At 41.7% G+C, this 15904-nt stretch carries 12 protein-coding genes; all 12 read right to left on the minus strand.

The window, feature by feature from the left end; translation table 11 throughout:
* Nucleotides 1-1235 (minus strand): IS66 family transposase (tnpC, locus tag BP74_RS21070; protein ID WP_496377450.1); only part of this gene is annotated, 1235 nt, incomplete at its 3' end.
* Nucleotides 1236-1325: 90 nt separating this feature from the next.
* Nucleotides 1326-1703, minus strand: a complete 378-nt coding sequence (tnpB, locus tag BP74_RS21075) for an IS66 family insertion sequence element accessory protein TnpB (protein ID WP_496377452.1) — start codon at nucleotides 1701-1703, stop codon at nucleotides 1326-1328.
* The gene (gene tnpA, locus BP74_RS21080; RefSeq protein ID WP_496377454.1) at nucleotides 1700-2017 is read right to left on the minus strand and encodes an IS66 family insertion sequence element accessory protein TnpA; all 318 of its coding nucleotides are present in this window, start codon (nucleotides 2015-2017) and stop codon (nucleotides 1700-1702) included. The genes tnpB and tnpA overlap by 4 nt, the downstream gene beginning before the upstream one ends.
* Nucleotides 2018-2139: 122 nt before the next feature.
* Nucleotides 2140-4704 carry an alpha/beta hydrolase family protein gene (locus BP74_RS21085; RefSeq protein ID WP_496377456.1) on the minus strand — a complete coding sequence of 855 codons (2565 nt, stop codon included), beginning with the start codon at nucleotides 4702-4704 and terminating at the stop codon, nucleotides 2140-2142.
* A 28-nt stretch (nucleotides 4705-4732) separates the two neighbouring features.
* Nucleotides 4733-5236: a TlpA family protein disulfide reductase gene (locus BP74_RS21090; protein WP_496377457.1), complete on the minus strand. Its 504-nt coding sequence runs from the start codon at nucleotides 5234-5236 to the stop codon at nucleotides 4733-4735.
* Nucleotides 5237-5377: 141 nt separating this feature from the next.
* Nucleotides 5378-5647 (minus strand): hypothetical protein, encoded by a 270-nt coding sequence (locus BP74_RS21095; RefSeq protein ID WP_496377459.1) that lies wholly within the window; start codon nucleotides 5645-5647, stop codon nucleotides 5378-5380.
* Nucleotides 5648-5744: 97 nt separating this feature from the next.
* Entirely contained in the window at nucleotides 5745-6182 is a 438-nt protein-coding gene (locus BP74_RS21100) for a MauE/DoxX family redox-associated membrane protein (protein ID WP_496377460.1), read from the minus strand.
* Between the two features lie 27 nt (nucleotides 6183-6209).
* Nucleotides 6210-7592 (minus strand): thioredoxin family protein, encoded by a 1383-nt coding sequence (locus BP74_RS21105; RefSeq protein ID WP_496377462.1) that lies wholly within the window; start codon nucleotides 7590-7592, stop codon nucleotides 6210-6212.
* A gap of 213 nt (nucleotides 7593-7805) precedes the next feature.
* Nucleotides 7806-9173, minus strand: coding sequence for an FISUMP domain-containing protein (locus BP74_RS21110; RefSeq protein ID WP_496377464.1), 1368 nt, complete (start codon nucleotides 9171-9173; stop codon nucleotides 7806-7808).
* A gap of 165 nt (nucleotides 9174-9338) precedes the next feature.
* Nucleotides 9339-10754 (minus strand): RagB/SusD family nutrient uptake outer membrane protein, encoded by a 1416-nt coding sequence (locus tag BP74_RS21115; protein ID WP_496377466.1) that lies wholly within the window; start codon nucleotides 10752-10754, stop codon nucleotides 9339-9341.
* Between the two features lie 52 nt (nucleotides 10755-10806).
* Nucleotides 10807-14091, minus strand: coding sequence for a SusC/RagA family TonB-linked outer membrane protein (locus BP74_RS21120; protein WP_496377468.1), 3285 nt, complete (start codon nucleotides 14089-14091; stop codon nucleotides 10807-10809).
* A 196-nt stretch (nucleotides 14092-14287) separates the two neighbouring features.
* A complete protein-coding gene (locus BP74_RS21125; protein WP_496377470.1) occupies nucleotides 14288-15493 on the minus strand; it encodes a FecR family protein in 1206 nt (401 codons plus the stop codon).
* Nucleotides 15494-15904: the final 411 nt, after the last annotated feature.

Raw genomic sequence — 15904 nt, forward strand, 5'->3', positions numbered from 1 at the left:
TGCTCCCTGCAATGCTTTTCTACCGCATATAGCTTACGATATTGCTCCAGTACATACTGAGCTTTCTCAGAAGAAGTAAATAAAGCTTGCTCGAACTTTCTCCTTGCATGGGCGTTGCAATTAGCATGTACAATGTCATTACGCATTGCAAAGTGATCATATACGCCGAAGCCATCTGTGTGAAGTATGCCCCTGAACTTATCAAGCATTGGTCTTGCATGCTTTCTGCTCCGCCCTTGCTGATATTCGAAGAACACCAGCCCGTCTGCAGGATTTGCATATGCCCACATCTGACCGCGATGAGATTTCTTTCCTTTAACCTTTTCAAGGTCAAGTACTCTGAACCCTGTTTCATCTGCCATCATGTACTGAGAGGCCGCATTTAAAACACAGCTGCGATGTGCATCATACAGAGCCGTTAAACTTCTTGCATCATTGTTCACCCAGTCACTCATTGTGTTGGCTGCTATGATCACTCCTTCCTGTGCAAACTTTTGCATCTGCCTGTACAGCGGCATATGATACATATACTTTTCTACAATGCAGTGTGCTCTTAAGGAAGGTGCTGCAAGACACTTGTCTTTATCCAGTGGAAGATCACCAATGAAGAACTCTACTTTTCCATCAGCATTCGTGCGTTTGTATTTAAACCTTCTATATACAGTGGCAAACAACCTACCCGGATCGTATTCCAGCTGCTCTGTCTCTTCTGTATCGAAGAGTTCAGCATCTCCAGGAAGATCGTTTGGATAAATATCTACATACTCTCTTCTAAGGTGTGCAGGTATTCCCTTTCTTCCAGGATGGTTTTCATTCTTTTCTTTCTTTGCCTTTGTGTAAGAAGCAATACGCTGCCCATCATTGATATTGCAAGCCTCTACTGTTTCTGCTGCAAGCTGGAGTGAAAGTTGATCAGGCGATACATACACACTCTTTTCTGATTTGCTTCCAAACACCAGCTTCTTTAATTGCTCAAACTGATGTTTGATAAGCTGCAGTTCTTCGATCTCTTTGTCTTTCTGTTTAATAATCTTAACTGCCTCAATATAGTGTTCATGGAGATCCTTATATTTTGCAGTAAAATCATCAACGTAACTGCGTAATGCATCGATCTTTGAAGACACCTCTTTATACTCCCTATCCTTTCTTTCAATGATCTTCTCCTGCTGCATGCTTTTCAACAGCAGCTTTCTGTAGCGTTCATTGAGTTCAAAATGTTCAGGAGATATAAGCACGTAAAGTCTTGTTGTTGCAGTACAATAAAGACGTGCAACAAAAGACTAAATACTATCAGAAAAGCGTGTTTACTTATTCACAAATGTGAACTACATACTGCCATGAAGTGGCTCATACTTTTCTTTGGTGACATATCCATTTTCATGCACTGTTACACCGGTAAGCATCTGTTCCATCTGATCAATGTTCATCTTGTAAGACACGTGATCAACCACAATCATCGGCACCTGGAATGAACCCTTATCGAGTCTGCGATAGAATATAGAAAAACCTTCATCTTCATAGACCATTATTTCGATGGTGGTCCTTTGCTTGTTGAGAAAGATAAATACATCCTGGTGTATGATGTCCTTTTGCAACTCTGTTCTTACCAGTGCCGCAAGGCGATCAAAGCTATAACTCATCTTAATGGGTCTGCGATACAAATAAAAATTTGCGTTCGCTGCTATTTGCAAAATCTTACTCATTGCAACAAGGCTTTTAAATAGTCTGCAGGTACCTGAACGTAAAGTTTGATCCCGTTTACTTCGGCAAACAACCCGGGCTTTGATGATGAGGAAGGAATGATTTGCACCTGTGTAAATCCCTTTTCCTGTTCATTGCTCCTGTACTTCTTTACCCAGGTGTTGAATGTATGCTCATTGATATCCATCATCTCGCAATATTCCTTTACACTAAAATCACTCTCTTCCTGCTCTGCCAGATACCGGAGTATCTCATCTTCACTTCTGTGTATACGTTGCTTGTTTACAGCACTGCCATTTACATTTGCTTGTTCCATAATTTTTCAGTCTTTTCAAAGAGCTTCAAAACTACTCTGTAGTAGTCTTAATTATTTTCTGTCGTCCCCCGATCGTTTACCTCATAATAAATGGCTATCGCTCAATTATTGCCTGCTTTATCTTACTCAATCGTCACCGTCACAGGTTTTCTCTTCTTCAATACTTCTACTTTTTTATTCTCATCATCGGTCAGCAATCCACCTTCTTTGGGAGTTACCCATTTGCCTGTTTTTGGATCTTTTTCTTTTATTAATTCATAGCCATTATCAATTCCCTTTTCTCTTGCGGGGATACCATACATCATCCAGCGAGGACAGGCCGAGTCTTTCAGGTAGTGATCGAAGAATTGGGTCATTCGAATTGTATAATCTGTTGCTGAATTGCTGCGGGGATCCAATGAGTGGGATCCGTCATCATATTGCAGCAGCCAGGCTCTTTTACCGAGGCGGCGCAAGGCCGTAAAAAACTCGACCCCTTGCCCAAAAGGAACATTGCGGTCATTTTTATTATTCATCATTAAGAAAGGTGTCCTGACGTTATCGGCTTTGAAAACAGGTGAGTTAGTTATGTATTGCAACTGGACCTGCCATGGTGAATACAACATGCGTCCTTGCGCTTTTTCAGCCCATTGTGTGGGATAGGACGTACGATCTGCTGAACCGTAAAAGCTGATTAAATCACTCGTGCCGGATGCAGAACAGGCAGCCGCAAATAGCTTGCTGTGTGTAATTATATAGTCTGTTTCATAACCGCCGAAACTATGTCCCTGGATACCCATTCTTTTTGCATCTACCCAAGGTTTTTTGGATAGATATTCAGCTGCTGAAACAATGGCATTGTACGCGCTTTGCCCGGGCTCCCCTACTTTATAATGGATATCCGGCACAAAGACCAGGTAACCCCTGCTTACGAACCAGGGTATATTAATATTGTCGTAAGAAACTTTTGGTCGGAGAAATAAATTCAGTTCCTTAGATCTTTGTTCATAATAATTGAAAAGAACAGGATATTGTTTGGTCGAGTCAAAGTCTTCCGGTTTATACAAAATACCTGCTGATATTTTACCGTCAAATGTTTTCCAATGCACAAGTTCAGTGGTAAACCAATTATATTCCTTCTGTGGTTGAATATTAGATAACTGTTTGAAATTTTTAAAATCATTCGTAATAAAATAATTGGGAGCTTCCTCAGCATTGATACGCATTACCATATACACATCAGCATTTTTTGCTTTAACAGGTTCTCCATATGGAAATCCCTCCAGCCAGTCGCTGAAAATAAAAGGCCCCATAGTACATAATTCCGGATCTCGCTGGACGTTTATCGATGTTTTAAAAAATCCCCGGTCTTTGTTTAACTTATTGAAGGCAGTCAGAATAATCTTCTTCTTGTCGGAAACGTTACTCAATACCTCTCCCGGATACAATACTTCAAATTTTATATGGTGTTTAGCTCCATAAAAATTAGTCAGGTTGATGGGCAGCTTTACGCCAGCGGGATCAATTTGCCAGATATCGTAATTATCATAGATTAAAACTGCTTCATCATCTGCAAGCCAGGTATCCCGCCAGGGTACCCAGCAGAGGGAAGGTTCGGGACGGTCATTTTCTTCATCAAGCCAATTGGCATTACAAGCTTTGGTGATGTTTCTTATAATGCCTGTTGCAATCTCGTAAGAGAAGTAACTCTTTTGCTGAAAATCAAAATAGATCATCCACTTCCCTGCAGGAGACATACCCGCGCCTTCATCATGATAAACCACATTGTCTCTTATTAATTGTTCAGAACCATCCTTCAATGATTTAAGATAATAAGCCGGTCTTGTAGATACATTCCAATTGGTTTCGGGTAAAAGATCATTATTTCCCGTTCCATGTACGACCAGTGCAAAATCATCCGTCCTCGCAACAACGTGCTCATCTTGTTGTTCGATCCGGATTATCTTCTTGTTAGTGATGTTAATTACACTCGCATAAAAAACCTCCTGTTTAGCTTCTGATAGCTGAATGGTTTGCATCACCTTATCAGTAAAACTCCAAAGATCCATTTGCACCGCACCAGGTTTTGCCTTTGATTTGGTTTCCTTTATCCAGAAAAAGATCATGCTGCCATCTTTGCTGAACTGCGGCGCCATGTCCGAAATCTCCATGCCTTCAAACCCTAAGTCCTGATCATCGATCAGTTTAATCGCAGAATCCCTACCCGGTTTGTGGTACCAGAGTTCATGTACTGCCTGCGCGGTTTTGTTTTGAGTTGCTATATATGCTCTTTGCTCGTTTAAAGCATCCGTTTGGGCTGGTTTATTTTCTCTGGAAACATACAGCAGGTTGTTTGTGACGAGAGTGAGTTGCCAAAGACTATCACCTGTTTTAAAAAATAATCTTCCTCCATCTTCACTAAAGCTTTCGCTATTGGCGCCATTGAATTCTCTTTTCCAATTATCGCCGGCTGATTGTACTACTAATTTGTTATTGCCGGCGGGTTGGTTGTAGATATGATAACTCACACAATTTCCGTCACTGCTTATAGTGCCTTCTCCAACAGAAGACCATTTCTTTATGGCCGAAAAAACAATGCATGGCTTTTGAGCCGCAGCAGCCAAAATAAAAAAGTTTATAAATATTACAAGCAATCCTTTCACTTCCGAAGTATTAATTAAATCCCCCGATAGTTTCTTCTTATTCATTTTTCTAACGTATGTATCGTTAAGATTACTATTCATTGGCCAGTGCCACAATATCATGAGGAGTCGCAGGGCCCATGTATACCCCCTTAAGTTTTCTATCTTTACCATACACCGCGGTGTATGGCACACCTGTTACCTTGAAATAATTTGCAAAAGAGTAGGCCGGGTCGTATAACATGGAAATATTTGAATAAGAACCTAGTTTATATTTCTGATAAAACTGTTTCATCTCAGCAACGGGATAATCAGAAATCATATAAATCCATGTATCTTTCAGATCATCAATATTTGCGATCATTTGGTCGACTTGTGCCTTGCAATATGGGCAGCGAGGACTGAAATAAAAAAGCACAGCAGGCTTGCCAGCTTTAATGCTTTCGGAAGCAAATTGCGTAACGCTGTCCATTAATAACATGCTGAATTCAGGTAAGCTTCTACCTTCAAGACCTGTTTTATTTGCCGGTCTTCTGCAATCAGCAAGCAAAGCGGCCAACATAACAAAAGCTATTGATTTTACTAACTCTTCTCTCATATTGAAATAGTGTGAAGTGCTTCCTTTTCTAACATAAAACAAAATACATTTCACGCATAAAAGGTATTGTTAGAAAGTAAGCGGCATATCATCAAAAAGAGCCGCTTACTTTCATTTGTTGATCATTAATTGCGTCACATTTTACTGATCAGACGTAGCCTTGAATTTGGTGCCTGCAGGTGTTGCGGTACAAGTATTGCCACAATAAGCATATGGCTGATTACCAACCCCACATGGAACAGTAGTTGTACCATTAGGATCAACCTTGAATGCAATTTGTTCGCCGGCAGGGCATGTACTACTGCACCATACAGAGCCGCTTGCGAACACACTTTTTGATTTGAATGCCAGGGCACCAGTTACCAATGCTAAAAGGGCAAAACCGGAAATCATCATCCTGATTTTTTTCATAACCAAATGCTTTTTAACCAAAAAGCTAAACTTTACTGATAGAATATGCCTACTCTGTTTTATGGTTTTCGGCTTCCCCATTTTACCGGTAAATATTTCAAATAGATGTATTCTTTTTGATTGCTAGCCGAAGTCTTGTCTCCAATAAAATGGCAATAACACCCAGGACAATAAAAACAACATTGAAAATTATGTGTTGATTCCAGGACAGAGATTGTAACACACCGCCGCATGTGCAGGGCAAATGGTCATTTGTGTTCAGTATATACACGATGTAAGCTATAAATAGGATCATCAAACCAAGAAAGGACCAGAGCCCAATTAACCGAGTCACAGGCAAAAACAATAGGGTTGAAACTATCAGTTCTGCGGCCGGTAATACAACCGCGATCCAGTTTGCGATTGGATCAAATAAAGGCGACAGTGATATTTGTTCTTTAAATATTTCGTAATCCATCAATTTACTCAAACCTGTATAAGCAAAGAGAAAGATGAATACATAAGACAGGCTAATTACAATTGTCCTTTGTCTCATAATGAACATTTTATCTGAATATTTATATTAATTCCCGGGCTTTGTTGGCCATGTCGGTTTATCCTTCCTCATTTTTTCCAATGTTGACTTTATGTCTTTACTATTTGGATCGAGCATGCTGGCATCTATTTCCTTTTGAATAGCAAAGTTTTTATAGCCCAGTTTGTACAGAATATTAGCGTAGGTATCCATCCAATTGGCAGTATATAAATGTGGACAGTTCATCACGGCATAGGCACTCCAGCTTAGTGCACTTTTCAAATACTCTTTATTGTCCGTACTCTCAAATACCATCCATGCATAATTGTTAATGTCAAAGCTGTTCCACATTTTCAAACCATATTTTTCTACGAGTTGAATCAAGCTTTTCATTTGCTCGTCTCCCTTTGTTTCATTCACTTTTGCCATAAGTACATTTCTCTCCGCATATTCAGTTCCATATTTTTTTTTCATAGTAGTGAAGAGTAGATTCCAGTCGATTGCCTTCCCTAACGATTTGGCTTTCTGTATCATGGGTTCAACCTCTTCCGTTTGAATAATTCCGTCAATATAGTATTTTGCAAACCATTGTTGTCTTGTCGAAGGGATTTGATTCATGACACTATCGAAAATGGCTGTTTTTTTTAAAAAGAGTCTAAAGCCTCTGTCCTTCGAACTTTGCATTTGATTGATCAACAAAGCCACATTATTCGGGGTATATAGTTCTTTTTCAGGAATGCTGTTAATATAGTCGGTCGCAATAGCATTGATTCTGGGATCATCTTTGAAATTATTCAGGAACCATCGGTTCTCTTCCGTTTCAAAATCCTTATTCGACAATTGTTTTAAATAGGCAAAAACAAGATTATGCGAGAGCTTTGGACTTTTGTACCTATACTCTACAGCTACTTTCTTTAATTCTGCCGTATCCATCTTTGCGGGGTCATATTTTGCAGCCAGCGTGTAAGATTGTCTTTCCGGGATCATAGCATCTGTCCCCAATTCAATAAACTTGTCCGCAGTGAGCCCACCGGCAAAACGATGCAATGCTTTTCCATCGGCATTCAAAAATAAAAATGTAGGATAAGCATTAACATCATAGTTCTTTTCCAACAACTTTGCTTGGGCATACCAACTTTTGATTTCTTCATTATCCCTACTGGTTTGATCCATCTGTACCTTAATGCACACAAAATTTTTGTTGTAGAAATCTCCAACTTTTTCTTGCGGGTAAATATTCTTTTCCATTTGCTTGCAAGGAGCGCACCATGTGGTATAGCAATCAAGGAAGATTATTTTGTTCTCGGCTTTTGCTTTTGCCAGCACCTGTTGCCAACTTGATCCTTGTTCAAAATGGATTCCTTTTATCGAATCCTGTGCAATGGTATAAATCGATATATACAAGCACAAAAGACACACGAGTCGTTTCATAGTTTCCTATTTTATTATTCAAATGCTGTTTTTACTTTGTTTTATTTCCGGGGCTGGCAGAGACAGACCAGGGGATGGAGCCGCCAGCCCCTGGTATTAAGCCGTAGGATTTAGGTATGAAGAAAGTAGGCTGTGTTTTTTAGGGGCCAATTCCAGAGAAAGCACTCATTAAGTGAGCTAATCTCGTTTAGTCTTTCGCCGGGACAACACGTATCAATCTTTAACGCAACGTACCGATAGAACCCGTAAATTGTCCGCTTGATACCTCACGTCGTTTGGTGTCGAATTTGCTGCGCCTAACGCAAACCAATAATTCTGTGCCGATCCTGCTAAAGCAATAACGTCCTTTTTTGGATAACCAATGAAAGATTGCATCCAATAAAAACCACTCGAATTAAATCCAGTATAACTGTATGAATTTGCACCGTCGATAAATAGTTGCCCCGCAAATTTTAGATTCAACCCTGAAGACCCACCAACAAGAAGTTTATCGGCAATCAAACCAAAGCTACTGTAGTTAACGTAAAAACCTCCATTATAAGTGGTATCTGTCTTTACTGCAGAACCACCCAGAGACGCGGCTAAAATTGCCCAATCAGTATAATAAGGCACATGCCAGCCGGCCGGACAAACCTTGCGATTATCGTCAATTGCAAAATTGTTGTACAATAACCCAAAGGACGAAACGTTGGCAACATCGCCATTGGGATAAGTGTATGCCCCCTTGTACACGTCATAATTTGGAGCAGAATTTTCATTATCTTTTATTGCCTGGTACCAATCAAAATTTGTCGTGTACCCGTTTACTATTGAATCGCCGTTTCGATAATGCGTCACTTTGAGATTAGACGTCATCCATGTTTGTGTTCCAATAGTAATGGTTGGGTATACATTGCCATCGATATCAGCAATACTATTGGATGAAGCTGCAGTGAGCGTTATTTCATTACCATAGGCAGTACCAAAACTGGTGGTGGCATACCCTCTCACATAGTAAACAGTTTGGGAGGCCAGTGGAGTCAAGGTGCTGGTGAAGGGACCTGTGCCCGTTCCATCAGTGGTTTTAAAATTGGCAATGGTTGGGTTGTGTGTAGTGGCCCAAACAACGCCTCTTGCAGTAATGGGATAACCACCATCACTCAATACATTTCCACCACCAGTTGCTGAAAGGGCAACACTATTGGTAATAGCAGCGGTGGTTACTGTGGGCAGTCCTTTACTGGTAGTAAAACTTAGTTCGTTACCATAACCAGTACCTGTCCCATTTATGGCATAAGCCCTTATATAATAAATTGTATTAGCCATGAGGCCAGACACATTACTCGTAAAAGAACCGGAGCCTGTTCCATCGTTAGTAATACTATCAGCAACAGTTGGTGCCGTATGCGTTGCCCATGCTACGCCTCTTTTGGTGATGGCGGTCTTTCCGTCATTGGTGATGTTTCCACCGGTAGTGACACTGTTTGCTGTTACATTGGTAGCAGCAGTAGTGGTTAAACTGGCAACCGTTGCTGGTTTTTCTTTTTTACAGGCAAGCAAAACAAGGGTAATAACCGCGAGGGTTGTGAAAACTCTTTTCATAATATAAAGTTTGCTTCACTGCGTTCACTTCGCTTTGCTCGCGACTTGTCGCAATGTATTTTCTTTTAGATAAGGTTTAAATAATAGTCAGTATCGATTTATAAAAGAGCAGCTAACTAAAGAAACCAATGTCGCGACCATTGATTCGCTCGAGTCCCGCCAACTTTAATAACCAGGGTTTTGTCTCAGGTTTGGATTTTGAGTTATGTCATAGAGCGGTATTGGATACAATGCCCAATTGGAACTCCATGTTGTTCCTTTTGCAGAGACAACAGTACTCATCACTTCATCTACTTTTCCTGTTCTTTTGAGATCCATCCATCTGTGTCCCCATTCGGTAGATAGTTCTACTTGTCTTTCATGGTAAATGAGATTTAATAAGCTGGTTTGATCCGTTGTATTTGCATCTGCCAAACCGGCTCTCTTCCTAATTAGATTTAGATCTTTCAAAGCTTCGCTGGTCTTTCCTAAATGTGCCCTCGCTTCTGCTCTTATTAAATACTGTTCTCCAAGCCTTAGTACCGTGGCGTACTCCGTTACGGGAGCATTCAGCGATGCAGCTTTGTATTTATAGGGATAATAATAAGCAGTTCCATTCACGGTTACACTGTTCACCCAATTCAGTTTTCGCTGATCACCGGATTCAAAACTGTTGACTAATTGCTTACTTAGGTAAACCGGGTAATTATTGGAAGGGCCAGTACCAGGCAGCACAAAAACGCGGGCATCTTCCGTATTCCAGCCGGCATTTACAGGTTGCAATTGCCAGATTGCTTCCTTACTGTTTTTGAGAAAAACATTATTGAGGGAAACTGTATCATACCTCGCTGTATTACTAATGACCGCACCGGCGGTTGTTTCCGTATTGGCCCAATCACCGGTATATAAATACGCTCTTGCAAGTAGTGCTGTAGCTGCCCATTTATTGGGGCGTACTCTTTCGTCGGTACTCGTTGTTGCATCAGAAGCAACGTAACCATCGGCCAACAAGTTCTGGGCATCTTTCAGATCGGCAACAACCTGCTTGTAGACATCTCCTTTAGCAGACCTGGAAAGGATCGCATTCTTTGTATAATCGCTGCTGGTCGTTAAGGGTACGTCGCCATAAAGATTGACCAAATAGAAATAGAAAAACGCCCGAAGGAATTTCGCTTCTCCCATTAATTGCTGTTTAACCGAAGGAGTCAAACTGTTCGAGACTGCCAGCCTTTCCAGTGCCGTATTAACTATATATAGCTTCGTGTAAAAATCATTCCACAGGAGCAGCCCTCCTGCCCCGGTTGATGAAGCGGCAAGACTATTTAAATAGAAGGGTGATAGTATGGTATTAGTAGAGGTCCCACCCAAAAGTGTTAACTCGTCGCCGGATAATCCTGATACCAGGGAAATACTATTCATGCTGGCAGCATTAAGTGGATTGTTACCGCTTATCGTGCCGTATATATTGGTTAATACCGCCGCCGCTGTGGCATCATTTGTATATACATTACCACTCGTTAAAGAAGTAGGCGGAGAACTTACTTCCACCAATTTCTTGCAGGCAGTTTGTTGTATGCAAAACCAAATCGACAGCAAAGTCACACACAGGTATTTACTATTTGATGATCGTATTGTCACTTCTTTTACTTTTAATTTAAAAACCTACTTGTATTCCCACTGTAATTACCCTTAATGGAGGCAAGGAGATAGAATTAGTACTACCTTTTGTTTCAGGATCCAGCCCTTTATAATCTGTAAATGTCAATAGGTTCTGACCCTGTATATAGACCCTCCCATTTAGAAAATGAGCGTTCTTTTTCCATCCTTGCGGCAGGCTCCACGAAAGAGAAACATTTTTGAGCCGGATGTAAGAAGCATCTCCATAAGCCTGGTCGCTGAATCTTGCATAGGAATAACTGGTGGTTACACTCCCATTCTGACTAAAACGTTGAATTGGTCGTACATCCCCAGGGGTTTGCCAGCGATTTAATACGGTTACAGGTTGATTATAACCCTGGTCTAAATTAAAAGTGCCGGGTTTATCATTGTATAGATATTCAGCACCCGATTGTTTCACAAACTGGAACAAAAAATCGAATTGGAAACGCTGGTAAGTAATGCTGTTTTGAAACCCTCCGTAAAATTTTGGTGTAAGATCGATTATGATAGTCTGATCCGTTAAAGGGTTAGGTACAGTAACAGGATTAAGATGGCTGTCGGCTACCTGGTATAAACCACTGAAAGGATCAACGCCCAATAAATGGTAGGCGAATCTTGACTGTAAAGGGTGACCGATTTTCTGTTGGTAATAAGCGCTTAAGCCTGGTGCGCCGGAAGCAAGTTTATTCCGGTTCAAAGTTACATTAGCAGAACTTGTCCAACGTAGGGCGCCTCTATTTATATTTACTGTTCTTACTTCAAACTCCCAACCTTTGTTTTGTACCGTTGCAGGCAGATTTTTTTCCACGGAAAGAAACCCTGTAATACCCGGAAGATTATAGCCTGTCAATTGGTTGGAAGAACTGTTGAAGTAATAACTAGCAGAAAGAATAATTCTGTCTTTGAAAAAACCCAGCTCAAGTGCGCCTTCTAATTTTTTGGTTTCTTCCCAGGCAAGGTCTGGTGTAAATATCCTTGTGGGAGTGAGGCCCGTAGCACCCTGGTAAGGTACACCGAAGCTCACAGGGCTATACTGGTCCAAAAAAGTATAATCACCCACCTGGTCGTTTCCTGTACTGCCATAGCTGCCTCTTACCTTCCCAAAACTAAGGAAGGGTATATGCTTTTGAATAAAGGTTTCTTTGGAAAAGACCCAGCCTGCACCCACAGCCCCAAAATTGTGAAATTGGTTGGAAGGTCCGAACCGGCTGCTGCCATCCCTGCGTGCAGTAATATTGACCAGATACTTACTTTGCCAATTGTAATTCAGGCGTCCAAAGACTGCATTGTATTTATAAACTGAGTTGGACGTGGTGGATGGAGTGACTGTTGTTGCAGAAGCAATATCTTCCAGTACAAGATCGCTATTAAACCCGCTTGCATCCAAGGTTTGCCCCGTTCCTGAATTTTGCTGGATCGTAGCGCCGACCAGTGCTGTGATGGTTCCCTTACCTGTTTCCTTTGTATAAGCTATCTGAGGTTCTACTATCCATGAATGAATATTACTGGTTGTAAAACTAGCCCTGCGCTTAACCGTTTGCCTGACGGCCGGCTGATTAAACGAAAGAGGGATGGTCAGCACTTCGTTGGTCTGCAAATTGGTATAACCGAAGCTACTTTTGATCTCTAAGCCAGGAATGATTATATAACTTAAGGTTGCGTCACTTACAAGATTATTTGTCCTGGTATGATACTTCGGCAACATTTGCGCTGCAGGGTTATATCCGGTCCAGGTACTTATTCCTGACGCATTTAAGGCCCAGTTTATACTGCCATCCGGGTTATACAATGATGGCGCATTGGGCGCCAGTTTTAAAGCCGTTTCGGTAAGGTCATACCCACTCAATTGGTTATTGTCTGTTGTATAAATTCCGGATAATAATATGTTGAATTTCCTATTGTTTGATATGCCGTTGATATTAAAATGGACAGAACCTTTTTGATCATTAAAATCACCGGGAAAAACGGTCGTTTCTTTATGGTAGCCGGAGCCAATAAGATATTGTGCATTAAGGTTCCCGCCAGAAACTGAAGCCTGTACGTCATAATAGTGGGCCGTTCCTCCAATTAATTCTTTTTGCCAATCCACATTACGGGTTGTATCCCATAAAGTGAGATCGAAATCAGTCGAAGGGTTAGGTACAGCACCATCGTTCTTAAACGCTTCATGACGCATCTCAAGATATTGCTTAGTATTGAGCAATTTCATTTCACTGGCAACCTTCCCCCAGCCGCTTTGCATATTTATATCCACTTTCATCTGTCCTGCTTTACCTTTTTTGGTCGTGATCAGGACGACACCATTTGCGCCTCTTGAACCATAAATAGCAGTAGCATCGGCATCTTTTAAAACATCAATCGATTCTATATCCGCGGGGTTAATATAACTAAATGGATTCCCGGAAGCTGAGCCTAACACATAGGAACCGAGCCCCCGAATAACTTGTGAAGTGTACGGAACTCCGTCGATGATATAAAGTGGATCATTGCCATTGGCCATACTGTTTTGCCCCCGGATCTGCACGTCCAGACTACTGCCTGGTAGTCCTGTGCTTTGTGTAATAAACATGCCCGGTATCCTGCCCTGCAGTGCAAGTAGCGGATTGTTCACAGGTTGCTTTTCTATATCTTTTGAGGTGACTGTGCTTACATTGCCTGTCGTTGTCGCTCTTTTTTCATTGTAATATCCCTTTCTAACAATTACTTCAGGATTACTGATGATGTTTAATTTGAGCGAAGCTGAAACGGACGTCCTGTTATTTACTGCAACTGTTATTGTTTGATATCCGACAAAAGAAATTTCAAGAACTGCATCATTTCCCACTCCCTTCAATACAAAAACGCCATCATTATTTGTAATTGTTAGTTTATTGCTGCCCTTGACCTTTACGGTTGCTCCTGCCAAAGGATTCCCATCCGGATCCGTGACCCTGCCACTAATGTCCAGGAGCGGTTTTTCATCAGTGGCGTTTTCTTTTGGGCTTTCGTCCCGTGGTTTTAGTATGATGGTTTTGTTGACTATAGTATAGGTGACAGGTTGGTTTTTTAAACAGAGGTCTAACAGGGTTTCCAATGAAACAGCATTTACATTTATATCCACTTTGTGCGTACCTTGCAAGGTTTGATCGGTATATAAAAAACTGTAGCCGGTTTGCTTTTTGATTTCTGTAAAAACTTTTTCCAGGGAAGCATTTTTTACTGAAATGGTAATGGTTTGCGCATGCCCCTTAGCAGAAACCTGCAGTAAAACTGCCAGCATTAATATGATTGTGAGCTTCATACCCAGCAAACATTTAGAAGTAAGGAGCCGTACCAGCCATAGCCTGCAGCCATGCCCAAGCAGCCCGGCAAATAATTTCATATTTTTGTATTGTTTGGGTTAAAACGATTGAGAATCTTAGCGGTTTTTTATTTTGGGATTAACCTGAACATCTGCCGGGAGTGTTACCAGCACTCCTGGTTTTGTTGCGGCCAATCTATTTTGAAACAATTAGTTTTTTACCCTCTACCCTGAACTTCACGGCTTTTGTCAGCTCGAGCATTTTCAGCACCGTGCTGATGTTTTCCTGCCGGGAAATACTTCCCCTGAAGTTGGCTTCGGGTCTTGGTCCTTCATAGACAATCTCTACATCGTACCAGCGTGACAACTGGCGCATCACTGACGAAAGATCGCTACCACCAAACTCGAAACGACCATTTTTCCATGCCATGACTTCATCAATGTCTACGCCAGGGACAGTTTGTAGTTTGTAGTTTGTGGTTTGTAGTTGTCCCTGCTCACCGGGCTTTAAAATAGCTGAGCTCCTGATTTGCTTAGTTGACATGGCAGAGAGTTTTACTGAGCCTTCCAACAGGGTTACTTTCAGGGCGTCTTCATCATCATAGGCGTTTATGTTGAAGTGGGTGCCGAGAACTTCAACCTCTCCTACCTCGCCGGGTAATGATACTTTAAAGGGTTTGGATGCATTATGGGCTACTTCAAAATAGGCTTCGCCTGTAATCTCAACCTTTCTTTCCTTACCTACAAAGGCAACTGGATATTTTAATGAGCTACCGGCATTGAGCCATACGTGGCTGCCATCGGAGAACTGCATATCTATGACACGGGAGCCGCGTGGATTAGTGAGGGTATTGTAAACTAAGCCCTGCTCAGTCCCACCCTGGAGGGATGCAGCGCCTTCTCCATGATAGGTGATCTTGCCGTCGGGTGTGCGGACCACCTTTACATTATCCTGTACTGCCAGGGTACCACTGCCAGCGCTGTCGAGATAGACCTGCCTGCCATCGGCAAGGGTGATGACGGCACGACTGGTACCAGGCGCAGGTACATCCTTTGGTACCACGGCTTTCGCGATCTCCGTTTTTGGCTGGCGGCCGGTATAGATAAAGTATCCTGCCAATGCCAAAACCAATATAACTGCTGCAGCGGCGATATATCTTTTCCAACTGCGCTGCCCGGGATACATGGGTCGCACCCTGCCCACCTCTTCATTCTTAGCCCTACTGATATCGCGGTATAGGCTATTTAGAAATGCCTTCCTCTCCTCTTCCTGCATCAGGGTCCAGCTGCTGGGCTCCTCACCTATGCTATCGAGCCATTTTTCTATGCGCTGCTCTTCTGTGACCGATGCTGATCCCTGCAGGTAACTTTCTAATATTCTATCGATTTCGTTGCTGTCCATAAGCGGTGCTGTATAGTTAGTCGGTTGAGGGGCTTTGCGGTACTATTAATTTACAAAAAAATTTTGGGAGGAGGGGCGAACCACGGGGACCTTTAGATCAAATTAGTTCATTGACATATTGAATAGCTGAAAAAAGAAAGATTAAGAATTTTGTGGGAAGAAAAGTGAGGTGAACTTGACGGAGACATAGACTTGCGGTCTTACCCCTGTATTAGTCCTCACTCTTCCCCCACGGTTGCTAAGGCCTAGTTAGAATATTAAGTCCTTAAAGACTAATTAAAGGTCTTAGGCTAGCAACCTTGATTTGTTTACTTCTAAAAGCAAAGCTATGAAAGTTCAACACATCATCGGAGCCGACCTCTCCAAAAAAACTATTGATCTGTTTAGCCATGAGTGTCATTCACACATCTT

The sequence above is a fragment of the Flavisolibacter ginsengiterrae DSM 18136 genome, assembly GCF_059568575.1.